This is a genomic window from Allobosea sp. GW822-FHT03F07 (assembly GCF_058801345.1).
The window spans coordinates 361,178-384,196 of record NZ_JBXAND010000002.1 but is presented as its reverse complement, the minus strand read 5'-3'; the positions used below and the strand labels follow the sequence as shown (position 1 = coordinate 384,196).

17 protein-coding genes are annotated in these 23,019 nt (G+C 66.4%); 16 read left to right on the top strand and 1 reads right to left on the bottom strand.

What is annotated here, in order from left to right; all coding sequences use genetic code 11:
• The first annotated feature begins 114 nt into the window (after window positions 1–114).
• From AC1RMY_RS10350 to AC1RMY_RS10320, 7 genes are all read left to right on the top strand, one after another.
• Window positions 115–2,205 carry a methyl-accepting chemotaxis protein gene (locus tag AC1RMY_RS10350; protein ID WP_492864074.1) on the top strand — a complete coding sequence of 697 codons (2,091 nt, stop codon included), beginning with the start codon at window positions 115–117 and terminating at the stop codon, window positions 2,203–2,205.
• A 59-nt stretch (window positions 2,206–2,264) separates the two neighbouring features.
• Window positions 2,265–2,765, top strand: a complete 501-nt coding sequence (gene coaD / locus AC1RMY_RS10345; protein WP_492864072.1) for a pantetheine-phosphate adenylyltransferase — start codon at window positions 2,265–2,267, stop codon at window positions 2,763–2,765.
• A 139-nt stretch (window positions 2,766–2,904) separates the two neighbouring features.
• On the top strand, window positions 2,905–4,236 hold the full coding sequence (gene proS / locus AC1RMY_RS10340) for a proline--tRNA ligase (protein WP_492864070.1): 1,332 nt from the start codon (window positions 2,905–2,907) through the stop codon (window positions 4,234–4,236).
• A 2-nt stretch (window positions 4,237–4,238) separates the two neighbouring features.
• Window positions 4,239–5,531: a lipoprotein-releasing ABC transporter permease subunit gene (locus tag AC1RMY_RS10335; RefSeq protein ID WP_492864453.1), complete on the top strand. Its 1,293-nt coding sequence runs from the start codon at window positions 4,239–4,241 to the stop codon at window positions 5,529–5,531.
• Window positions 5,532–5,536: 5 nt separating this feature from the next.
• Window positions 5,537–6,235 (top strand): ABC transporter ATP-binding protein, encoded by a 699-nt coding sequence (locus AC1RMY_RS10330; protein ID WP_492864068.1) that lies wholly within the window; start codon window positions 5,537–5,539, stop codon window positions 6,233–6,235.
• Between the two features lie 376 nt (window positions 6,236–6,611).
• On the top strand, window positions 6,612–10,085 hold the full coding sequence (gene dnaE / locus AC1RMY_RS10325) for a DNA polymerase III subunit alpha (protein ID WP_492864067.1): 3,474 nt from the start codon (window positions 6,612–6,614) through the stop codon (window positions 10,083–10,085).
• 106 nt (window positions 10,086–10,191) lie between these two features.
• Window positions 10,192–10,914 carry an FkbM family methyltransferase gene (locus AC1RMY_RS10320; RefSeq protein ID WP_492864066.1) on the top strand — a complete coding sequence of 241 codons (723 nt, stop codon included), beginning with the start codon at window positions 10,192–10,194 and terminating at the stop codon, window positions 10,912–10,914.
• Between the two features lie 26 nt (window positions 10,915–10,940).
• On the opposite strand, the gene AC1RMY_RS10315 is transcribed toward AC1RMY_RS10320, so the two are convergent.
• Window positions 10,941–12,110, bottom strand: coding sequence for a GGDEF domain-containing protein (locus tag AC1RMY_RS10315; RefSeq protein WP_492864065.1), 1,170 nt, complete (start codon window positions 12,108–12,110; stop codon window positions 10,941–10,943).
• A gap of 235 nt (window positions 12,111–12,345) precedes the next feature.
• Between AC1RMY_RS10315 and AC1RMY_RS10310 the strand changes: the two genes are divergently transcribed.
• From AC1RMY_RS10310 to bamA, 9 genes are all read left to right on the top strand, one after another.
• The gene (locus AC1RMY_RS10310) at window positions 12,346–13,353 is read left to right on the top strand and encodes a 30S ribosomal protein S2 (protein WP_492864063.1); all 1,008 of its coding nucleotides are present in this window, start codon (window positions 12,346–12,348) and stop codon (window positions 13,351–13,353) included.
• 186 nt (window positions 13,354–13,539) lie between these two features.
• On the top strand, window positions 13,540–14,463 hold the full coding sequence (gene tsf / locus AC1RMY_RS10305; RefSeq protein WP_492864061.1) for a translation elongation factor Ts: 924 nt from the start codon (window positions 13,540–13,542) through the stop codon (window positions 14,461–14,463).
• A gap of 167 nt (window positions 14,464–14,630) precedes the next feature.
• Window positions 14,631–15,338 (top strand): UMP kinase, encoded by a 708-nt coding sequence (gene pyrH, locus AC1RMY_RS10300; RefSeq protein WP_492864060.1) that lies wholly within the window; start codon window positions 14,631–14,633, stop codon window positions 15,336–15,338.
• Window positions 15,339–15,500: 162 nt separating this feature from the next.
• Complete coding sequence (gene frr, locus AC1RMY_RS10295; protein WP_492864058.1) at window positions 15,501–16,064, top strand: ribosome recycling factor; 564 nt, start codon at window positions 15,501–15,503, stop codon at window positions 16,062–16,064.
• A 90-nt stretch (window positions 16,065–16,154) separates the two neighbouring features.
• Entirely contained in the window at window positions 16,155–16,928 is a 774-nt protein-coding gene (locus AC1RMY_RS10290; RefSeq protein WP_492864056.1) for an isoprenyl transferase, read from the top strand.
• Window positions 16,925–17,755, top strand: coding sequence for a phosphatidate cytidylyltransferase (locus tag AC1RMY_RS10285; RefSeq protein ID WP_492864054.1), 831 nt, complete (start codon window positions 16,925–16,927; stop codon window positions 17,753–17,755). The genes AC1RMY_RS10290 and AC1RMY_RS10285 overlap by 4 nt, the downstream gene beginning before the upstream one ends.
• Window positions 17,756–17,762: 7 nt before the next feature.
• Window positions 17,763–18,917 (top strand): 1-deoxy-D-xylulose-5-phosphate reductoisomerase, encoded by a 1,155-nt coding sequence (gene dxr, locus AC1RMY_RS10280; RefSeq protein WP_492864052.1) that lies wholly within the window; start codon window positions 17,763–17,765, stop codon window positions 18,915–18,917.
• A gap of 47 nt (window positions 18,918–18,964) precedes the next feature.
• A complete protein-coding gene (rseP, locus tag AC1RMY_RS10275; protein ID WP_492864050.1) occupies window positions 18,965–20,116 on the top strand; it encodes an RIP metalloprotease RseP in 1,152 nt (383 codons plus the stop codon).
• A gap of 400 nt (window positions 20,117–20,516) precedes the next feature.
• Window positions 20,517–23,015 carry an outer membrane protein assembly factor BamA gene (bamA, locus tag AC1RMY_RS10270; RefSeq protein ID WP_492864049.1) on the top strand — a complete coding sequence of 833 codons (2,499 nt, stop codon included), beginning with the start codon at window positions 20,517–20,519 and terminating at the stop codon, window positions 23,013–23,015.
• Window positions 23,016–23,019 lie beyond the last annotated feature (4 nt).

The window sequence follows — 23,019 nt, the reverse complement described above, 5'->3', positions numbered from 1 at the left end:
AGGACTTCAAGCAAATTTAACCTCGATGGGCTCTATTGGGGGCGCAGCCTGAGCTGCCGTCGAATCCGGAGTTCCGGAACCTTGTTGAGCCTGAGAGTCAGACTCCCTGCCGCCATGCTTCTGCTGGCTTGCCTGGCCGTGGTCGCGGTCGGGCTGTCGGGCTATCGGGCGGTAACGATTTGGGCCGACGAGGCCGTTCGGGAGCGGCTGGGTGTCGTCGCCGAGGGGCGTGCCAAGGCGCTCGAGCGGCGATGGCAACGGCTCAGCGCCGAGCTCTCTGTGCAGGCCCGCAGTGCCTATCTGGTGTCTTCGCTCGACGAGATCCGGGGCTGGATGGAGCTTGCGGACGAACGAACGACGATCCTTAGGTACTTCCAGGCAGATGGCGCGTTCGATCATTTCGAGCGCATGCAGCGCACAGGCGCCGGGCAAAAACACGGCTATCTCCGGCGCCACGAGGAGGTTCACGACACCTATCTCGCCGCGTTGCAGCAGTTCGACTATGCCGACATCTACCTCGTCTCGCCGAAGGGGCGGGTGGTCTACAGCGTCACCAAGGGGCCTGAATTCGGGCGCCTGCTGAGCGAGCCCGATCTTGCCGAGACGGGGCTGGCGAAGGCCGTCGCCGCGGCCGCCGCGACGGTCGGCGATGACCCGGAGACCGTCGATTTCGCTCCCTATGACGTGGTTGGCGGCGAGCCGCGCGCCTTCCTGGCACAGCGCTTCTACAATCCGGCCTCGCGCGAGCCGATCGGCACGATGGTGATCTCGGTCAGCACCGCCTTCATCGACAATGCGCTGATGGCGATCGCCGGCACCTCCCACGGCATCGCGACCTATGTCGTCGGCGCCGACGGCTTCATGCGCTCGGATCCGGCGGCACGACGCGCAGGGGAAGCGCCGGCCGTCACATTGGACCGGGGACGGCTGAAGGCCGGTGACGCCCTCATCAAGCTCACCAGCCGAGACGGCGAGCCGCTGGTCGCCACCGGCCGCGAGATTCAGGTCGGCGACGCGACCTGGCTGCTCTGGCTGACCGAGAAGGAAAGCGAGGCCTTCGCCGTCGTCGACAAGCTGGACCGGGCCATCCTCATCGGCGGGCTGACGGTTCTCGGGCCTTTGCTTCTGGTCGCGCTGTTCCTCGGCCTTTCCGTGGCGCGGCCCATCGGCGGCCTTGCGAAAGCCCTTGCCGGCATCGCGGCGGGGCGCACCGACCAGCCCATTCCCGGCGAGAAGCGGCGCGACGAGATCGGCGCGATCGCCGCGGCGGTCGGGCGCATCCGCGCCAATATGCTGCGCGAGGAGACCGAACGCCTGCGCGAACGGGAAGAGCGCGACGAGGAAACCAGCGTCCAGCGCAGGCTTCTGCTGGCGGACCTCGCCAGCGATCTCGAGCGCTCCGTTCTCGGCGTGACCTCCGCCGTCTCGGCGGCGGCCGAGCAGCTCAGCGTCACCGCCGGCGAACTCTCGGGCGGCGCCAGCCAGACGCAGGAGAACGCCGGGACCGTCCACAGCTCGGCCTCGCGCGCCGTCGCGAGCATCCGCTCGATCGAGAGTGCAGTGCAGGAACTGCGACTGGCGATCGATCAACTCGACGACGACGTCCAGTCCTCCGATCGCTCGGCCTGTTCGGCCAAGGATCACGCCGACGACATGGGCGGCGTGGTCGATCAGCTCGCAGCCGGCGCGGCCCGCGTCTCGGACGTCATCGGCTTGATCTCCGACATCGCGGCCCAGACCAACCTGCTCGCGCTCAACGCGACGATCGAGGCCGCCCGCGCCGGAGAGGCCGGGCGCGGTTTTGCCGTCGTTGCCTCCGAGGTGAAGGGCCTGTCGGGCCAGACGGCGCGAGCAATCGACGATATCTCGCGCCAGATCGCCGGGATGAACGAGGCGACTGCGGCGACCGTCGAGGCGATCTCCGGCATCCGCGACATGATCGGCGGTCTGAGCGAAGCGGTCAGGCGTTCGGCCGAGACGATGCGGCGCCAGCACGGCGTGACCCATGCGATCGTCGAGGATGTCGGCCGGGCGACCAGCGAGTTCAGCCGCATCGGCGAGGCGACGAGCCTCGTCTCGGCCGCATCGCAGGAGACATCCGATGCCGCGGCGGCCGTGTCGCGCGCATCGATCGAGCTGACGGAACTCGCTCATTCCCTGAAGTCGCGCGTCGCCGACTTCATCGTTCAGGTCCGCGCGGCCTGAGGACGACGCAGTGACGGCCTCGCTTGTCGCGCGCCAGCCCAGCGTTTAACGCTTGGACCATGACACGCACCGCCTTCTACACCGGCTCCTTCGATCCCGTCACGAACGGCCATGCCGACGTCATCGCCGGCGCCGCCAGGCTCTGCGACCGCCTCGTGCTCGCCATCGGGGTCCATCCTGGCAAGACGCCGCTGCTGAGCGCCGAGAAGCGCTCCGAACTGCTGCGCGAGGTCGCGGCGCCCTTGCTGGCCGCCACGGGCGCCAGCCTAGACGTCGTGACATTCGACGACCTCGCCGTCGATGCCGCGCGCCGGGCTGGGGCGACCATCATCGTCCGCGGCGTGCGGGATGGCTCCGATCTGGACTACGAGATGCAGATGTCCGGGATGAACGCGGTCATGGCGCCCGACATCCAGACCGTCTTCCTGCCGGCCTCCGGGACGGTGCGCCATATCACCGCGACGCTCGTCCGGCAGATCGCCGCGATGGGGGGCGATGTTGCACCTTTCGTTCCCCCGGCGGTGTTGCCGGCGCTGAAGGAGCGCTTCGCGCAGCGCTGAGGCAGCGCCCGCGCCTCTGCCCCGGTCTCATTTGCATCCTGCGGATTTTGGTTTGCATTTTGCGCGGAGCGATGGTGTCTCTGGGGTCAAGTGACTCGCTGCGCCATCCGTGCGCATCGCCCCCATTCGAGTTTGTCCGATGCGCCTTTCCCGATATTTCCTGCCGATCCTGCGCGACACGCCCAAGGAAGCCGAGATCGTCTCGCACCGGCTGATGCTGCGCGCCGGCATGATCCGCCAGCAATCGGCCGGAATCTACTCCTGGCTGCCGCTCGGCCTGCGCGTGCTCAACAAGATCAGCAAGATCGTCCGCGAGGAGCAGGATCGTTCGGGCGCGATCGAGATCCTGATGCCGACGATCCAGTCCGCCGATCTCTGGCGCGAGAGCGGGCGCTACGACGCCTATGGCAAGGAGATGCTGCGCATCAAGGACCGGCACGACCGCGAGATGCTCTACGGCCCGACCAATGAGGAGATGGTCACCGACATCTTCCGGTCCTATGTCAAGTCCTACAAGGACTTGCCGCTGAATCTGTATCACATCCAGTGGAAGTTCCGCGACGAGGTCCGCCCTCGCTTCGGCGTCATGCGTGGCCGTGAGTTCCTGATGAAGGACGCCTATTCCTTCGACATCGACCAGGACGCCGCCCGCCACGCCTACAACCGCATGTTCACGGCCTATCTGCGCACCTTCGCCCGGCTCGGCCTGAAGGCGATCCCGATGCGCGCCGACACCGGCCCGATCGGCGGCGACCTCAGCCACGAGTTCATCGTGCTGGCATCGACCGGCGAGAGCGAGGTCTTCTGCCACAAGGACTATCTCGGCTTCGAGACGCCGGCTGCGGACACCGATTTCGACAGCGTCGAGGGGCTGAAGGGCATCGTCGACAAGTGGACGAGCCTGTATGCGGCAACCGAGGAGATGCACGACAAGGCCGCCTATGACGCGATCCCCGCCGATAGCCAGCTTTCGGCCCGCGGCATCGAGGTCGGCCACATCTTCTATTTCGGCACCAAATATTCCGAGCCGATGGGCGCGACCGTCCAGGGTCCCGATGGCCAGAACCTGCCCGTCCATATGGGCTCCTACGGCATCGGCCCGAGCCGTCTCGTCGCTGCGCTGATCGAGGCCGGCCATGACGATGCCGGCATCGTCTGGCCGGACGAGATCGCGCCCTTCGATGTCGCCGTGCTCAACCTCAAGACCGGGGACGTGGCCACCGACGGCGCCTGCGAACAGCTCTACAAGGCGCTGCTGGCGAAGGGCTACGACGTGCTCTACGACGACACCAATGAACGCCCTGGCGGCAAATTCGCCACCGCCGATCTTATCGGCGTGCCCTGGCAGATCATCGTGGGGCCAAAGGGGCTGGCTGAAGGCAAGGTCGAGATCAAGCGCCGCACCAGCGGCGAGCGTGAGCTGGTCTCGCTCGAGGACGCGCTCGATCGGTTCAAGGGCAAGGCCGCGTGAACATCGCGACGGAGGCGCAGACCCAGAGCGAAGCCCCGACGGGCACGCGTCCCTTCGCCGGCTTTGAATGGCTGCTGGCCGGGCGCTATCTGCGCACCCGCCGACGCGAGGGGTTCGTCTCGGTCATCGCCGGCTTCTCCTTTCTCGGCATTCTGCTCGGTGTCGCCACGCTGATCATCGTGATGTCGGTGATGAACGGCTTCCGCAAGGAACTGCTCGAGAAGATCGTCGGCGTGAACGGCCACATCTTCGCGACGGCGATCGATCGCCCGCTCGACGATTACGACGTCGTCTCGATGCGGCTCAAAGCCATCCCCGGGATCAAGCTCGCCATCCCGCTGGTGGAAGGGCAGGCGCTCGCCTCCTCACAGACCGGCAATGGCGGCGTGCTGGTGCGCGGTATCCGCGAGGCCGACATCAAGGCGATCCCCTTCGTCGGCGGCAATGTCCGGCGCGGCACGCTCGATGGTTTCGATACGGCCGGCGGCGTCGCCATCGGCAAGCGGCTGGCGGATTCGCTCGGTCTCCAGGCCGGCGATTCGATCAACATCATCTCGCCGAAAGGGGCCGCGACGCCCTTCGGCACGGCGCCGCGCATCAAGGCCTATCCGATCCAGGCGATCTTCGAGATCGGCATGACCGAGTTCGACGCCTCTTTCGTCTTCATGCCGCTGACCGAGGCGCAGGCCTATTTCAATCGCGAAGGCGACGTGAACGTCATCGAGATCTTCGTCGACGACCCCGACCGGACGCAAGGGGTGCGCGATGCGATCGAGGCCGATGCGCCACGCCCGCTCGTGCTCTCCGACTGGCGCCAGCGCAACCGCAGCTTCTTCAATGCGCTGGAGGTTGAGCGCAATGTCATGTTCATCATCCTGACACTGATCGTGCTGGTCGCGGCACTGAACATCGTCTCTGGCTTGATCATGCTGGTGAAGGACAAGACCGAGGACATCGCGATCATGCGGACGATGGGGGCGACCCGCGGCACGGTCATGCGCGTCTTCCTGATCACCGGGGCGGCGATCGGCGTCTTCGGCACGCTCGGCGGGCTCGCTCTCGGGATCGTCTTCTCGAAGAACATCAAGGCGATCATGGCGGCGCTGAACTGGATCACCGGCGCCAATCTCTGGGACCCGACCGTGCGTTTCCTCAGCGACATCCCGTCGGTGATCGACTGGGGCGAGGTGACGAGCGTCGTCATGATGGCGCTGATCCTGTCGTTGCTGGCGACCCTCTATCCAGCCTGGAAGGCGGCGCGGCTCGACCCCGTCCAGGCTCTCAGGATGGGGTGAAGCACATGGCCGGCGCGATCCAACGCGAAACCCCGGCGCTCTTCCTCTCCCAGGTCGAGCGCCACTATCCGCAGAGCGATGCTCCGCTCGAAGTGCTGCGCAAGGCCGATTTCGCGCTCTGGCCCGGCGAGCTCGTCGCGCTCGTGGCGCCCAGCGGCACCGGCAAGTCGACCCTGCTGCATGTCGCCGGCCTGCTGGAAAAGCCCGATGGCGGCGAGGTCTTCGTCGGCGGCCTGCCGACCACGAAGCTCGACGACAAGGGCCGCACCCGCCTGCGCCGCACCGAGATCGGCTTCGTCTACCAGTTCCATCACCTGCTGCCCGAGTTCAGCGCGCTGGAGAACGTCGTCCTGCCGCAACGCATCCGCGGGCTCGCCAAGGGGCTGGCCGAGGAGAGGGCGGCCGAACTCCTGACCTTCCTGGGCTTGGGCGAACGGCTGGACCATCTGCCGGGCGAGCTTTCGGGCGGCGAGCAGCAGCGCGTCGCCATCGGCCGCGCCGTCGCCAACACGCCGCGCCTGCTGCTGGCCGACGAGCCCACGGGCAATCTCGATCCGCACACATCGCTGCACGTCTTCTCGACGCTGGTGGCGCTCGCACGAGCCTCTGGTCTGGCCGCTCTGATCGCGACCCATAATCTCGACCTCGCCCGCCGCATGGACCGACAGGTCACGATCCGCGACGGGCTCGTGGTGCCGCTCTAGCCGGCACGGCCGGCCATTGGCAGGGAGGGGCGATTCAGAGGTTGTTAACCGCCTCTGCCATGCGAATGCCGCAATTGACGCTGGGGTATTGACGAGAACAAAACATGAATTAATCTGGACATATCGGAAACACGAGGAGGTCGTCATGACCGTAGCGCGTAAACTGGTTGCCGGTGTCGCGGAGATTGCATCGCTCGCGCTCTTCCTCGGCATGGTCTGGGTCTGGGCCGCGCTCCTGTCCGGGCCGAACATCTGAGTCCCCACGTTTGATCTTCCACAGAGGCGACGATCCGCAGCGTGGCGCCGGAGACTGCGGCACTTCATAAAGGCCCCTGTGGCGACGCTTGAGTCGCGACTGCAAGCAGCAGGGTGGACGATGGCACGTGAACCGGGCGATACGCGCATCCTCTCCGAGGTCGGCTTCGTCCATCTCCATGTCCATTCGAGCTATTCGCTGCTCGAAGGGGCCATGAATATCGGCACGCTTGCCAAGATGGCCGCCGCCGACGGTCAGCCCGCTTTGGCACTGACCGACACCAACAACCTGTTCGGCGCGCTCGAATTCTCCGAGAAGCTCGTCGGTGTCGGTGTACAGCCGATCGCCGGCGTCCAGCTCTCCGTCGATTTCGCCGATGAGGCGGAGGGCGGTCGCAAGCCGGTCCAGCAGGTGCTGCCCCATATCGTCCTGCTGGCGATGAACGAGGCCGGCTACGGCAATCTGATGAAGCTCGTCACCGAAGCCGCGATTGCGAGCGGGGGCTCGGGACAGCCGGTTTCGAACCTGGAGCGACTGGCCTCCCACAACGAGGGCCTGATCGCGCTGACCGGCGGCCATGGCGGGCCGGTCGACCTCGCCTTGCGCAATGGCCAGATCCTGCAGGCGAGCGCCCGGCTCGCAGCGCTGGCGGAGCGCTTCAGCGACCGGCTCTATGTCGAGATCCAGCGCCATGGCGGCGACAGCGACGGCGCGGTGGAGGCGCATCTGCTGCGGCTCGCCTATGAGGCCAATCTCCCGATCGTCGCCACCAACGAACCCTTCTTCGCCAAGCCCGCCGATTACGACGCCCATGACGCGCTGCTTGCCGTCGCCTCGGGCCGTCTCGTTTCCGATGGCGAGCGCCGGCGGGTGACGCCGGAGCATTATTTCGCCAGCCGGTCCGAGATGCAGCGGCGCTTCTCGGACCTCCCCGAGGCGCTGTCGGCCACGGTCGAGATCGCGATGCGCTGTCACTGGCGCGTCGGCAAGCGCAATCCGATCCTCCCGCGCTTCGGCGAGGAGGGCCGCGACGAGGCGGACGAACTGGCGGCCCAGGCCCGTGCCGGCCTTGCCGCGCGGCTCGCCAAGCATGGCCCGGCGGAGGGCTATCAGGTCGAGGACTACGAGAAGCGGCTCGATTTCGAGCTGTCGATCATCACCCGGATGAAGTTCCCGGGCTATTTCCTGATCGTCGCCGACTTCATCAAATGGGCGAAGGATCATGACATCCCGGTCGGGCCGGGCCGTGGTTCGGGCGCGGGCTCGCTCGTCGCCTATGCACTGACGATCACCGACGTCGATCCGCTGCGCTTTGGCCTGCTCTTCGAGCGCTTCCTCAACCCCGACCGCGTCTCGATGCCGGACTTCGACATCGACTTCTGCCAGAACCGGCGCGAAGAGGTCATCGACTACGTCAAACGGCATTACGGCGAGGAGCGCGTCGCGCAGATCATCACCTTCGGCACGCTCTTGGCGCGCGGCGTGCTGCGCGACGTCGGCCGCGTACTGGAGATGCCCTATGGCCAAGTCGACCGCCTGACCAAGCTGGTGCCGCAGAATCCGGCCAAGCCGATCTCGCTGAAGGATGCGATCGAGGGCGAGCCGAAGCTGCAGGCTGCCGCCGAGGAGGAGCCCGTGGTCGCGCGCCTGCTCGAGATCGGCCAGAAGCTCGAGGGGCTGCACCGCCACGCCTCGACCCATGCCGCCGGCGTCGTCATCGGCGACCGGCCGCTGGAGCAGCTCGTCGCGCTCTCGGTCGATCCGCGCACCGGCATGCGTGTCACCCAGTTCAATATGAAATGGGTCGAGCAGGCCGGCCTGGTGAAGTTCGACTTCCTCGGCCTCAAGACGCTGACGACGCTGACCACGGCGGTGAAGCTGATCGCCCAGCGCGACATCCATATCGATCTCGCCAGCCTGCCTTTCGACGATCCGCCGACCTACGCCATGCTGGCGCGGGGCGAGACGGTCGGCGTGTTCCAGGTGGAATCGGCGGGCATGCGCAAGGCCCTCGTCGAGATGAAGGCCGACCGCATCGAGGACCTGATCGCGCTCGTCGCGCTCTACCGGCCGGGCCCGATGGACAACATCCCGACCTATTGCCGCCGCAAGCTCGGGCTGGAGGAGCCGACCTATCTCCATCCCGGCATGGCGCCCTTCCTGTCGGAGACGCATGGCATCATCGTCTACCAGGAGCAGGTGATGCAGGTCGCCCAGGCGCTGTCGGGCTATTCGCTCGGCGAGGCCGACCTGCTGCGCCGCGCCATGGGCAAGAAGATCAAGGCGGAGATGGACGCCCAGCGCGATCGTTTCGTGAAGGGCGCGATCGAGGGCGGTATCAAGAAGGAGGTCGCCTCCGAGATCTTCGACCTGCTGGCGAAATTCGCCGACTACGGCTTCAATAAGAGCCATGCTGCGGCCTATGCAGTCGTCGCCTTCCAGACGGCCTATCTGAAGGCGAACTATCCGGTCGAGTTCCTGGCGGCGTCGATGACGCTCGACATGGGCAACACCGACAAGCTCTCGGAATTCCGCCGCGATGCCGAGCGCCTCGGCATCAAGGTCTTGCCCCCCGCGATCAACCGTTCCGGCGTCGAGTTCGACGTCCATGAGGGCGCGATCCATTATGCGCTCGGCGCGATCAAGGGCGTCGGCACGGCGGCGGTCGAGTCGGTCGTCGCCGCGCGCCGCGCCGGCGGCCCCTTCAAGGACCTCGCCGATTTCGCCCGGCGGATCGACACCAAGCTGGTCAATCGCCGCACCATCGAAGCGCTGATCGCGGCGGGCGCGATGGATGCGCTCGAACCCGAGCGCGCCCGCGCCATGGCCGCGATCGACGGCATGCTGGCGCTGTCGAACCGCACCCGTGACGAGGCCGCGGCCGGGCAATCCGACTTTTTCGGTGGCGGCTCGGTGGAGGAGGCGTTCCGCATTCCGCCGGTCGAACCCTGGGCCCCGGCCGAGCGGCTGAAGCGCGAGCATGACGCCGTCGGCTTCTTCCTGTCCGGCCATCCGCTCGACGATTACGAGCACGTGCTGAAGCGCCTGCGCGTCCAGCGCTTCGCCGATTTCGCGCAGACAGTGCGCGCCAATGGCACCGGCGTCGCCAAGGTCGCGGTTTCCGTCATCGACAAGTCGGAGCGGCGAACCAAGTCGGGCTCGAAGATGGGCATCGTCAACCTGTCCGATCCCAGCGGTCAGTTCGAGGCCGTGCTGTTCTCGGAGGGGCTGCAGCGCTATCGCGATCTGCTCGAGCCGGGCAGGGCGCTCGTGCTGCGGCTCTCGGCTGTGCTCGATGGCGAGGACGTCCGGCCGCGCATCGAGGATGTCGAGGTGCTGGACGATCTCGCCTCGCGCCAGAAGCAGGACCTCCTGATCTATCTCCGCGACGACAGGGCGCTGGCCTCGATCGCCGAGCGCGTCCGCCCGCGCGGCGACGGCGTCAGGGCCGAAGGCAAGATCGCCCTGGTGATGATCCTCGATGACGGCGCCCAGGAAGTCGAGATCGAGCTGCCCGGGAAATATCCGGTGAACCAGCAGATCGCCAATGCGGTCAGGGCTGCGCCGGGCGTGGTCTCCGTCGAGCTGCGCTGAGATGCGCGCTCCGGCCTTGTGCGGACAGGCTGGCAGTGCATTCTGGTGCAGGGACGTGATGTCCTGCCGGGGCGTCGGCTGGTGACGCCGATGCCGGGGGGCAGCCATGAAGCACTATGTCGCGCATATCCCGATGAGCCTCGCCGTTCCCGAGGCCATGTACTGGGCCATCAAGGACGTGCTGGAAGGCGAGTACGAGACCGGCTTCGACGGTGTCGGGCTCGAGATCCTCGACATCGGCGCCAATGTCGGCTCCTTCGCGCTCTGGGCGACGGCGCGCTGGCCGGGCAGCATCGTCACCTCCTATGAGCCGCATCCCGGCACCTTCGAGCTGCTGAGGCGCAACACGCACCAGCGCCGCGACATCGTCGCGGTCAACGCCGCGCTCTTTCCGGGCGGCGCCAGGACGGCGAGCTTCGTCAGCCGCTTCGCCGGCGATGGCGAGTCAGGCCTGGCCTCCTATGCCGGCGATACCTTCGTCGATGGGGCGATGGTCGAGCGCTACGAGGTCGCGGTCGTCGATCCGGCGAGCCTGCCTTCGGCGGATATCGTCAAGATCGACATCGAGGGCGGGGAGGGCGACGTGCTCGACGCCATCGACCTGTCCAAGACCTCCCTCGTGCTGCTGGAATACCAGAACCGTAAGAACCGCGATCAGCTCGCGGCCCGCCTGGAAACGGATTTCGACTTGATCGACACGGTCGAGCACATCTGGGACCCGCTGCTCGAACAGCGCTGCTACCGGCCCGAGCTGGCCGGCGATGTCTATGGCCGCATGTTCGCCGCCCGCAAGGGCATCACGCGGATGACGCGCACGGCCGAAAGGTAGCGAAGTCTCGCAGATGGCGAGCCGTATTAACTCGCCAGCGCGCCGATCCGGCTTTGGACCCGGTCGCGGCCCATCCGTTTGGAGCGGTAGAGTGCCTCGTCGGCGTCGCGCAGAAGGGCATCGAGCGTTTGCGACACGGCATTCCCTTCGGTGACGCCGATGCTGAGCGTCGGCGGCTCGCCGTCGCCGTCGAGCTCGGCCGCTGCTGCGGCGAAGGCCAGGCGAAGGCGCTCGGCGACGCGCATGCCCTCCTGCAGGCCTAGCTCCGGCAGGACCACGGCGAACTCGTCGCCGCCATGGCGGGCGATGATGTCGCCTCGGCGCAACTCCTGGCGGGCGACCTCGGCGACGAGCCGCAGGACCTCGTCTCCCGCCGCATGGCCGCGGCTATCGTTCAAGGCCTTGAAGTGGTCGACGTCGATCAGCAGCAGAGCGAGCCGGCGGGCGCCTCGCGCGCTGCTGCTCCCTAGCCGGGAGATCGCGCGTTCGAGCCCGCTGCGGTTCATCGCGCCGGTCAGCGGATCGTGCTGCGCCAGAAAGACGAGTTCGTTGCGGCTGCGCTCGGTCGCAAGCAGCATCAGCGCGTTGCTGCGCATGATGACGAAGGCCGTGGCCGGGACCGCGAGCCAGAAGAGCGGCGCCTGCTCTTCGGAGAACAGCTCGTGGCCGAGCTGACCGGTCGATGCGAGCCAGGCCCGCAGCAGGAACATCAACGCCGTCGGAGCGAACAGCCCAACCAGTACCCAGCCGGACAGCAACCGTTCCTGGCGGACGAGCCGCAGTCCCTCGCGGACGACGAGGACGTCGCAGGACGCGCAGAGCACGGACATCAGGATCACGCGCTTCGCGAAGCCCGCCGGCTCGAGCCAAAGGAAGAGCAGGGCTCCGGCCCCGGCCACGGCGCCGAGATACAGAGCCGCGCGCGGCGGCCGCCCCGCGAAGCTGCGCACGCTGGCGAGCAGCAGCAGGTATCCGCTCCAGGAAGCCGTGTTGGCGATGACGATCGACACGAAATCCGGAACGCTTCCGCGAAGGCTGAGGAGCATCATGCCGCCCCCGAGCAGGAGGCTGCTCGGCCCCCAGAGCAGCGGCCAGCGCTCGCGACGTGAGCTTACGAAGGCGAAGAGCTGGATGCAGCCCAGGATGATGCAGGTGGTCGCGCCTACCACATAGATCGTGCGCAGATCGAGAATCACGGGGCGGGTTGCGGTCCTGTGGCGATCGCTCCTTACTAGCGGGTGGTCGTGAACGGAGTCGAAACGGCGCCGGCAAACCTGCGACCCGATCTTGCATTCCTGCGCCATCCCCTGTATGGCGCAGCCCATCCCACATGGGGAGCATCGCTTCATATCCGAAGCGTTCCGGTGACTTGGCAGCCTATGCCTCGTTCATTCGCACCCCAGAGGCTCAACCGGAAGGACGATACAGACCATGGCTCTGCCAGATTTCTCCATGCGCCAACTCCTCGAGGCCGGCGCCCATTTCGGCCACCAGTCGCATCGCTGGAACCCGAAGATGTCGCCCTACATCTTCGGCACGCGCAACAACATCCACATCCTCGACCTGTCGCAGTCGGTGCCGATGCTCTCGCGCGCTCTGCAGGCCGTGTCGGACACCGTCGCCCGCGGCGGCCGCGTCCTCTTCGTCGGCACCAAGCGCCAGGCGCAGGACTCGATCGCCGATGCCGCCAAGCGTTCGGCCCAGTATTACGTGAATTCGCGTTGGCTCGGCGGCATGCTGACCAACTGGAAGACCATCTCCGCCTCGATCCAGCGCCTGCGTAAGGTCGACGAGCTGCTCAACGGCGGCGGCACCGGCCTGACCAAGAAGGAGCGCCTGATGCTCGCCCGCGAGCGCGACAAGCTCGAGAAGGCGCTCGGCGGCATCAAGGACATGGGCGGCGTGCCGGACATGATCTTCGTGATCGACACCAACAAGGAAGCGCTCGCGATCAAGGAGGCTCAGCGCCTCGGCATCCCGGTCGCCGCGATCATCGACTCGAACTCGGATCCGGACGGCATCACCTTCCCGGTTCCGGCCAATGACGACGCCGGCCGCGCCATCCAGCTCTATTGCGACCTCGTCGCCCGTTCAGCCATCGACGGCATTTCGCGCGCTTCGGGCGATAATGGCATCGATCTCGGCGCCGCCGAGGCCCCGATCGTCGAGGAAGCCCTGGCCGAGCCGGCCGCTACCGATCTCGGCATCGCCTTCGAACTGCTGACCGCGCCGCGCGGCGCTCCGGACGACCTGACCAAGCTTTCGGGCATGGGCCCGGATGCGGTGCAGAAGCTCAACGATGGCGGCGTCTACCATTTCTGGCAGATCGCGGCGATGTCGCCGGCCGACGTCACCAAGCTCGACCACGATCTCAAGCTCGGTGGCAAGATCGAGCGCGAAGGCTGGGTCGCCCAGGCGCGCGAGTTCGCCGACGCCTGATGATTTGAAGACGGAGGGCGGCGCGTCATCGGCGCGTCGCAATCCGGTTGTTGCACTGAAATTCGATTGACGCCGACCAGCGCCGACGACCGGAAACGGAGCGTCGGCGTTTCCCCATAGGAATGGTCGGCCTGATGACGCGGCTGGCCGGTATCTGGCGCCGCACGACAGACAAGGACGACAAAGATGGCTGCGATCACCGCCGGAATGGTGAAGGAACTCCGCGACAAGACCGGCGCGGGCATGATGGACTGCAAGACTGCCCTCTCGGCCGTCGATGGCGACATCGAGGCCGCGATCGACTGGCTGCGCACCAAGGGTCTCGCCAAGGCCGCCAAGAAGGCCGGCCGCGTCGCCGCGGAAGGTCTGGTTGCCGTGGCGGTTTCCGGCACCAGCGGTGTTGTCGTCGAGCTCAACTCCGAGACCGACTTCGTCGCCCGCAACCTCGAATTCCAAGGCCTCGTCCATGGTATCGCCAATGTCGTGCTGGAGCGCGGCGGCGACGTGGAGGCCGTGCTCGCCCATCACTATCCGGGCGGCGGCACCGTCCAGGAGGCGATCGCCAACGCAATCGCCACCATCGGCGAGAACATGACGCTGCGCCGCGTCGCCTCGCTCAAGGTCTCGGCCGGCCTGATCGGCTCCTATGTCCATGGCGCGGTCGCCGACGGTCTCGGCAAGATCGGCGTCATCGTCGCGCTGGAATCGACCGGCAAGCAGGACGAGCTCGCAGCCCTCGGCCGCCAGCTCGCCATGCACGTCGCCGCCACCAACCCGGTCGCGCTCGATCTTGCTTCGATCGATCCCGAGATCCTGGCCCGCGAGAAGGCGATCCTGGCCGAGAAGAACGCCGGCAAGCCTGCCCATGTGCTCGAGAAGATCACCGAGAGCGGCCTGAAGAGCTACGCCAAGGAATATTGCCTGCTCGAGCAGGCCTATATCCATGATGGCTCGAAGTCGGTCGGCCAGGTGCTCAAGGAGATCGAGGGCAAGGTTGGCGCTCCCGTCGCGCTGAAGGGCTTCGCCCGCTTCGCGCTCGGCGAGGGCATCGAGAAGGAAGAGACGGACTTCGCTGCCGAAGTCGCCGCTGCCGGCGGCACGACGGGCTGATCCGGCCCGTCCGGCACCAAAAGAAAAGGCCGCGCTCCGCGCGGCCTTTTTTGTAGGAAGGAGGGCGACGGCGAATCACTGTCGCTCTCGATGCACCCTCCCGAACCGGGAATGTCCGTTTCGGAACAGCAGGATGCGATCATGAACCGCAATTCGGAGACGATCTGATGAGACCCAGCCGCGTTCTCGTTAAGCTCTCCGGCGAAGCCCTTGCCGGAAAAGCAGGATCGGGCCTCGATGGCGCTACGCTGACGGCGCTGGCGGCCGATATCGCGAACGCTTCGCGCGAGGGCGTCGAGATCGCCATCGTCGTCGGCGGGGGCAATTTCTTTCGCGGCGTCCAGGGCCTGAACAAGGGCCTCGACCGCACCAGCGCCGATTCGATCGGCATGCTCGGTACCGTGATGAACGCGCTGGCGCTGGAGCACGCGATCGAGAGCGCCGGCGCGCCCGCGCGTGCCATGTCGGCCGTGCCGATGCCCTCGCTCTGCGAGAGCTATGCCCGTAAGCGGGCCCTCGACCATCTCACCAACGGCAAGGTCGTGGTGCTCGGCGGCGGCACGGGAAACCCGTACTTCACCACCGATACCGGCGCGGCCCTTCGCGCCGCCGAACTCGGCTGCAGCCACCTGCTCAAGGCGACGCAGGTCGATGGCGTCTATTCCGCCGATCCGAAGATGGATCCAAGCGCCACCCGCTACGAGACGCTGACCCATGCCGAGGCGATCACGCGCGACCTCAAGGTCATGGACACCGCGGCTTTCGCGCTGGCGCGCGATGCCGGGTTGACCATCGTGGTGTTCTCGATCGCGGAGGCCGGCATGCTCGCAGCCGTGCTGCGCGGCGAGGGCAGGGCGACCTATGTGACGCCGTAAGCGCCTCGTGTCATGATGTTCTTGACCCTGGCCGGCCCCCCCGCCATGGTCTCGCCGGGTTTGAGAAACACCCGGTAATGCAACACCGATGTCGCATCGTAGCGGGCGGAAAGCCGGGTTTTCGCTTTTCGCACGATGCACCAGTTCAAGGTCTTGAAGACGATGGCCCAGACGACGTTCGATCTCGCCGACGTGAAGCGCCGCATGCAGGGCGCGCTCCAATCCTTCAAGGGCGACCTGGCCTCCCTGCGCTCGGGCCGCGCCTCCGCCAACATGCTCGATCCGATCCAGGTCGAGGCCTATGGCGCACGCCAGCCGCTGGCCCAGCTCGCGACCGTCAGCGTCCCGGAAGCCCGGCTACTGAGCGTTCAGGTCTGGGACCGCAGCATGGTCAACGCGGTCGAGAAGGCGATCCGCGAATCCGATCTCGGCCTGAACCCGCAGACGGAAGGCCAGGTCCTGCGCATCCGCATTCCGGAGCTGAACGAGCAGCGCCGCAAGGAGATGGTCAAGGTCGCGCATAAATATGCCGAGGAGTCGAAGATCGCGGTGCGCCATGTCCGCCGCGACGCCATCGACATCATCAAGAAGGTCGAGAAGGATGGCGCCTTCACCAAGGACGACGTCGCGCGTCAGTCTGATCTCGTCCAGAAGGCGACTGACCAGCATATCGCCGAGATCGACCAGGCCTTGGCGACCAAGGAAAAGGAAATCCTGAGCGTCTGAAGCGTCGGCGCGACATGTCGCGCCAGCCCACTGCGCGCGAGATCACCCGGCGAGATCACCCGGCACTTGGCCGAACGAGGCATACCGAGAATGTCAGCAGGCCAGCGCCCGGGGCAAGCCGCCCATCCCGCCCATGTCGCTCCCACCCATGTCGCCATCATCATGGATGGCAACGGCCGCTGGGCGCAGTTGCGCGGGCTTCCGCGCCAGGAAGGCCACCGGCGCGGGCTGGAGGCGCTGCGGGCGACGGTCAGGAACGCCGGGGAGCTCGGCGTTCGTATTCTGACCCTCTACAGCTTCTCGACCGAGAACTGGCGCAGGCCTGCGACCGAGGTTTCCTTCCTGCTTGGCCTGCTCAAGCGCTTCGTCGAGAAGGACCTGGGCGAGCTGCATGTGGCGGGCGTGCGCGTGCGCGTCATCGGCGGGCGCGACGACCTCGCGCCCGATCTGCGCCGGCTGATCGAGCATGCCGAGACGGTGACACGCGACAACACGAAGATGACGCTCGTCGTCGCCTTCAACTACGGCGCGCGCGACGAGATCGTTCGAGCGGCGCAGCAGCTGGTCGCCGAGGCGGCGTCAGGGCGGATCGAAGCCGGCGCGATCGACGAGGCGATGCTCGCCTCGCACCTCGACACCGCCGATCTGCCGGACCCCGAACTGGTGATCCGGACCTCCGGCGAGATGCGGATCTCGAACTTCCTGCTCTGGCAGGCAGCCTATGCCGAATTCGTCTTCACACCGGTGCTTTGGCCTGATTTCGATCGCGCTGCCTTCGAGGCGGCCCTGGTCGAATACGCGCGCCGGGAGCGGCGCTTCGGTGGCGTGTCGGAGCCTGCCGATCGCAATGTAGGCGCGGCGTGAGCGACCCCGCCACCGGTGGGCCCAAACCCGGTCAAAGCGAGCTGCGGCTCCGGATCGTCTCGGCACTTGTGCTGGCGGCCGTCGTCCTGATCGTCACTGTCTGGGGCGGCTGGCCTTTCCGGATCGTCTGGGTGCTTGTCGCCGGCCTTGTCGCCTATGAATGGCTGTCGATGGCCAGCCGAGACCATGCCGTCGCGGCCGCGGTCGCCGTCGTGCTGTCGGGTTTGCTGCTCGGCTTTTCGCCGGCGAGCCAACCGGCTCTCGCGGGCGCGGCGGCTGCGGCCGCGCTGATCGGCGCGGTGCTGACGCCGCGGGTCGCGGGTCGGTTCATGCTCGAACTCTGCAGCGTGGCCTATGCTCTGGCTTTCGCGTTGATCACGCCGGCGCTGCGCTCGCTGCCCGAACTCGGTCTCGCCATCATCATCTGGAGCTTCGCCGTTGTCTGGTTTACCGATATTGCGGCCTATTTCACCGGCCGCAAATTAGGCGGGCCGAAGCTGATGCCGAGCGTCAGCCCCGGCAAGACCTGGTCGGGCGCAATCGGCGGGGCGATCGCCGGCACGCTCGGCGGCTATGCCGTCTGGGCGCTGACGCCCGCGGCGGCGCAGGCCGTGGGGCCCGCTCTCGTCATCCTCGGGTCGCTAGTGGCTTCGGTCTTCAGCCAGATGGGGGATCTCTTCGAATCGTCGCTGAAGCGCCGCTTTGGAGCCAAGGATTCGAGCCATCTCATTCCCGGCCATGGCGGCTTCCTCGACCGCCTCGACGGCTACTGGGCGGTGCTGGTTTTCGCCGGCATGGTGTTGTTCCTTACCCGTCTCGAACTCTGAACCGCCCATGCTTCGCACCGTCACGCTTCTGGGAGCGACCGGCTCCATCGGTAGATCGACGCGCGAGATCGTCGCGGAAAACCCCGAACGGTTGCGGATCGGTGCGGTCGTGGCCGGTCGCGATGCCGCTGCGTTGGCCCGCGTTGCGATCGAGACCGGCGCCAGCTTCGCTGCCCTTGCCGATGCCACGGCGGGGCCGGCGCTGACTGACGCGCTGGCCGGCAGCGGTATTGCCTGCGGGGCAGGGCGTTCGGCCGTGCTCGACGCAGTGGCGATGGACTCGGACATCGTCGTCAGCGCGATCTCGGGAGCGGCCGGGCTGGAGGCGACCTTCGCCGCGCTGGCGCCGGGCCGTGTCGTCGCGCTCGCCAACAAGGAGAGTCTCGTCTGCGCCGGCGCCGCCGTCATGGCGCGCGCGGGGGCGGTCGGCGCGCGCATCCTGCCTTTGGATTCCGAGCACAATGCCCTTTTCCAGGTGCTCGGCGCCGAGCCGATCTCCGCCATCCGCAGCATGACGCTGACCGCGTCGGGCGGCCCGTTCCGGACCTGGAGCGCAGCGCAGATCGCAGCGGCGCGGCCCGAGCAGGCACTGGCCCATCCGAACTACGCGATGGGTGCCAAGATCTCGATCGACTCGGCCAGCATGATGAACAAGGGGCTGGAACTGATCGAGGCCTGCTTCCTGTTCGGGCTGGCGCCCGGCCAGCTCGAGGTGCTGGTCCATCCTCAGCAACTCGTCCATGGCCTCGTCACCTTCCGCGACGGCTCCGTCAGCGCCGGCATGGCCCTGCCGGACATGCGCGTCGCGGCGGCCCATTGCCTCGGCATCGACGGCAGGCTCGACGCGCCTCCCGCGCGCTTCCTCGATCTGGCGCTGACGGCGCCGCTGAGCTTCGAGCGGCCCGACCTCGCGCGTTTTCCGGCCTTGGGCCTCGCCATGGCGGCACTCGCCGAGGGCGGCGCCATGCCCGCCATCCTCAACGCGGCCAACGAGGTCGCCGTCGCTGCCTATCTCGAAGGGCGCATCGCCTTTCCCGGCATCGCGGCGCTGGTCGAGGCCGTTTGTGCCGGGGCCGCTCCGGACCTCGCGGCGCCCGCCGACGTGGCCGCCGCGCTCGCCATTGACCATGAGGCGAGAAACCGCGCACGCGCGCTCTTGTAGGAGAGACCCTTCGCTGTCACCTAAGGGGGACTGATCGGGAGATACTGATGGACTTCGTGGCGACACTCTGGAACGCCGGTTCGTTCGCGCTCGGCTACCTCGTGCCTTTCCTCTTCGTCCTGACGGTGGTCGTGTTCGTCCATGAACTCGGCCATTTCCTCGTCGGCCGCTGGTGCGGTGTCGATGTGAAGGTCTTCTCGATCGGCTTCGGCCGCGAGCTCTTCGGCTTCAACGACAGGCATGGCACGCGCTGGCGCTTCGCGGCGATCCCGCTCGGCGGATACGTCAAGTTCTCCGGCGACGCCGACGCCACGTCCTCTGTGACCGATTCCGGCGAACTACAGGGCATGACCGCGGCCGAGCGCGAACGTTCCTTCCCGGCGCAGTCGGTCGCCGAGCGCGCCGCCATCGTCGCCGCCGGTCCGATCGCCAATTTCCTGCTCGCCATCCTCATCTTCGGCGCGACGGTCTTCGTCTTCGGCAAGCAGGTCCTGATCCCCCGCGTCGATCAGGTGGTCGCCGGCAGCGCGGCAGAACGTGGTGGGCTTCTGGCGGGCGATCTCGTGTTGTCGATCGACGGTCAGCCGATCGGCAGCTTCGCCGACATGCAGCGCGCGATCTCGGCCAGGCCGAACGAAACGCTCTCGATCGTCGTCGAGCGGGCGAGCGGGACCGTGACGTTGCCGGTCACGCCCGCTCTCGTCGAACAAAGCACGCCGCTCGGCAAGCAGCGCATCGGCGTGCTGGGCGTGCAGGCCTCGCGGCAGGCCAGCGATTGGAAGACGCAGCATTTCGGTCTGCTCGAATCCGTCAGGGTCGGTGTGAGCGAGACCTGGTACGTCGTCGAACGCACCTATGATTATCTCGCCAAGCTGGTGAGCGGCCGGGAATCGGTCGACCAGCTCTCCGGCCCGATCCGCATCGCACAGGTGTCCGGGCTGGTCGCGTCGAATGGGGGCCTGCTCGGCCTGATCAACCTGGCCGCGATCCTGTCGGTGTCGATCGGTCTGATGAACCTGTTCCCGGTGCCGATGCTGGATGGCGGGCACTTGCTGTTCTACGCCGTCGAGGCGCTAAGAGGGCGGCCGTTGAGCGAGCGTGCGCAGGAGATCGGCTTCCGGGTCGGCCTCGGCCTGGTGCTGATGCTCATGCTGTTCGTCACCTGGAACGACATCGTCCACGTCCGATCGCTGCTCTAGCGTCGCCCCCATTGTGGCTGACGTTCTCGGTCTTGCCCGGTTGTCCTGCAACCGGTCGAATCCGAGGGCGCGGGCTTTGCGCAGCCGGGCATGTTCGTTAACGGGTTCCCGGATTTTTGAGCTTTTCCACTATCGATCTATCAATCGGGCGTTTCTGCCGGAGATTGGCGGAATATCGTCAATCGACCCAATCCGTCCCAGTTTGCGGCAAAATCACGGCACGTCGCGTGGCCTCATGGCAACGAGAGGGCTAAAAATAATTTGTTAACGACAATGCCGGTTTGCACCCTGCGGGAAACTTTGTAGAAGCGAATGCACTGCAATGTCCCCATGCCGCACCTCATAGGTGTCGGCCCCCGTGACTGGGGTGGTGACCTGAGAAAATGGAATAGGCGACCCGATGACGTCGACCCAAAAGAGCCGGACCTTCAGAGCGCGGCTCTCTCGATCAGTCGGACTTTCGGCCTTCATGTTGGCCGTAAGCGGTGGCGTGGTGTTTGCGCAGGCCGTGATTGTCCAGGGCAACAGGCGCGTCGATGCGGAGACAATCCGCTCCTACGCAGGCCAGGGTGGCCCGCAGGAGATTCGTCAGAGCCTTCTCGCTACCGGCCTCTTCACCAATGTTCAGGTGAGCCGTCGTGGCTCGCAGACCGTCATCTCCGTCCAGGAGAACGACACGATCAATCGCGTCGCCTTCGAGGGCAATCGCCGCCTGAAGAGCGAGGTGCTGCTCCAGCAGGTCCAGTCGAAGGCCGGCGGCCCGATGAGCCAGGCTCTGATCGACGCCGACGTTGCGCGCCTGAAGGAAGTCTATCGTCGCGCTGGCTATGGCCTGTCCTCGGTGAGCGGTCGCATCGCGCCGCTGCCGAACGGTCGCTCGGACGTGGTCTTCACCATCAACGAGAGCGGCAAGACCGGCATCAAATCGATCAATTTCGAGGGCAACCAGGTCTATTCCGATGGTCGCCTGCGCGGTCTGATGAGCTCGACCGAGTCGAACTTCCTCAGTTTCATCAAGACCTCGGACGTCTATGATCCGGACCGGATTACCTCCGATCTCGAGCTGATCCGCCGCTTCTATCTGAAGAACGGCTATGCCGACTTCCAGATCGTCGGCAACACCGCCCGTTTCGATGAGGCGGCCGGCGGCTGGGTGATCGATGTCACCGTGGCCGAGGGGCCGCAGTACAAGGTCGGTAATGTCGCGGTTGATTCGGCCCTGCGCGAACTCGATTCGGCCGCGCTGCAGGGTTATGTACTCACCTCGGCCGGTGATACCTACAACGCTGAAGCCGTCGAGAAGTCTCTCGTAAACCTGACGACCGAAGTCTCGCGTCGGGGGCATCCTTTCGCCCAGGTTCGTCCGCGCGGCGATCGTGATGCGGCTGGCCGCCTGATCGGTATCACCTATGTCGTCGACGAGGGTCCGCGGGTCTATGTCGAGCGCATCAATGTGCGCGGCAACACCCGCACCCGCGACTATGTCGTTCGCCGCGAACTCGATCTCGGTGAAGGCGATGCCTACAACAAGGTGATGGTCGATCGCGCCGAGCGTCGCCTGAACAATCTCGGCTTCTTCAACAAGGTCCGCATCACCAATGAGCCGGGCTCCGCGCCCGATCGCGTGGTGGTCAACATCGATGTCGAGGACAAGGCGACGGGCTCGTTCTCGATTGCCGGCGGTTACTCGACCTCGGACGGCGTCATCGGCGAGGTTTCGCTGTCGGAATCGAACTTCCTCGGCCGCGGCCAGTTCGTCCGCATCGCGGGCACGCTCGGCCAACGCACCCAGGGCGTCGACTTCTCCTTCACCGAGCCCTATTTCCTCGACCGCCGCATCGCCGCCGGCTTCGATCTGTTCTCGAAGTTCAGCGACAACTACAACACCGGCCGCTTCGAGAGCCGCGTCACGGGTGGTACGGTTCGCCTGACCTTCCCGATCACGGAAGAGCTTTCGATCACGCCGCGCTACTCGATCTACAGCACGGAGATCGAGATCCGGAACGATGCCGAGCGTCCGTACAACGACTGCTCGGTGCCGCTGACGGGGATCACCCCCGGCACGACCGGCGCGATCGCCGCGAGCTCGACCTTCAACTGCTTGACCAATGGCGAGGCGTCGATCGCGGTCAAGGAAGCGGCCGGCACGACCCTGACCTCGCTGGTCGGCCTGAGCTTCAACTACAACTCGCTCGACAGCAACCAGAACCCGCGCAACGGTTTCATCGCCGAGCTGAAGCCGGAATTCGCAGGTGTAGGCGGCGACTCGAAGTTCCTGCGCGTCTCGGCCGACGCCCGCTACTACAAGGAAATCTTCGACGACGTCGTCGGCTTCGCACGCATTCAGGGCGGCCACGTCCAGGCGACCAGCGGCGATCTGCGCATGATCGACCACTACTTCCTCGGACCGACCCTGGTTCGTGGTTTCGCGCCGTCGGGCATCGGCCCGCGTGACGTGACGAACGATCCGACGGCGAACGCGCTCGGCGGCACCACTTATTTCGGCGGTTCGCTGGAAGTGCAGTTCCCGATCTGGGGCCTGCCGCGCGATCTCGGCCTGCGCGGTGCGGTGTTCGCCGACGCCGGCACGCTGTTCAACTATGATGGCGGTACGGCGGTCGCCGCTGCTTGCCCGGCGGGCTCGACGGGTCGCCAGTTCAACGTGGCGACGACGTCGATCTACCAGAGCAACATCGCCTGCGTGCGCGACAAGAACGTCATCCGCTCGTCGGTCGGCGTCAGCCTGCTCTGGCAGTCGCCGCTCGGACCGATCCGCTTCGACTACGCCTACGCGCTGTCGAAGGACGACGGCCAGATCGGTACCCTGAACGGCGTCACCGCGAAGTACGGCGGAGACCGGACCCAGGCCTTCCGCTTCTCGGGCGGCACCCGCTTCTGACGAG

Excerpts from the sequence above, each read along its gene's own strand:
- proS (WP_492864070.1), top strand. The coding sequence starts at position 2,905 with ATGCGCCTTTCCCGATATTTCCTGCCGATCCTGCGCGACACGCCCAAG.
- frr (WP_492864058.1), top strand. The coding sequence starts at position 15,501 with ATGGCCCAGACGACGTTCGATCTCGCCGACGTGAAGCGCCGCATGCAG.
- coaD (WP_492864072.1), top strand. The coding sequence starts at position 2,265 with ATGACACGCACCGCCTTCTACACCGGCTCCTTCGATCCCGTCACGAAC.
- tsf (WP_492864061.1), top strand. The coding sequence starts at position 13,540 with ATGGCTGCGATCACCGCCGGAATGGTGAAGGAACTCCGCGACAAGACC.
- AC1RMY_RS10290 (WP_492864056.1), top strand. The coding sequence starts at position 16,155 with ATGTCAGCAGGCCAGCGCCCGGGGCAAGCCGCCCATCCCGCCCATGTC.
- dnaE (WP_492864067.1), top strand. The coding sequence starts at position 6,612 with ATGGCACGTGAACCGGGCGATACGCGCATCCTCTCCGAGGTCGGCTTC.
- AC1RMY_RS10350 (WP_492864074.1), top strand. The coding sequence starts at position 115 with ATGCTTCTGCTGGCTTGCCTGGCCGTGGTCGCGGTCGGGCTGTCGGGC.
- dxr (WP_492864052.1), top strand. The coding sequence starts at position 17,763 with ATGCTTCGCACCGTCACGCTTCTGGGAGCGACCGGCTCCATCGGTAGA.
- AC1RMY_RS10320 (WP_492864066.1), top strand. The coding sequence starts at position 10,192 with ATGAAGCACTATGTCGCGCATATCCCGATGAGCCTCGCCGTTCCCGAG.
- AC1RMY_RS10310 (WP_492864063.1), top strand. The coding sequence starts at position 12,346 with ATGGCTCTGCCAGATTTCTCCATGCGCCAACTCCTCGAGGCCGGCGCC.
- pyrH (WP_492864060.1), top strand. The coding sequence starts at position 14,631 with ATGAGACCCAGCCGCGTTCTCGTTAAGCTCTCCGGCGAAGCCCTTGCC.
- rseP (WP_492864050.1), top strand. The coding sequence starts at position 18,965 with ATGGACTTCGTGGCGACACTCTGGAACGCCGGTTCGTTCGCGCTCGGC.
- AC1RMY_RS10330 (WP_492864068.1), top strand. The coding sequence starts at position 5,537 with ATGGCCGGCGCGATCCAACGCGAAACCCCGGCGCTCTTCCTCTCCCAG.
- bamA (WP_492864049.1), top strand. The coding sequence starts at position 20,517 with ATGACGTCGACCCAAAAGAGCCGGACCTTCAGAGCGCGGCTCTCTCGA.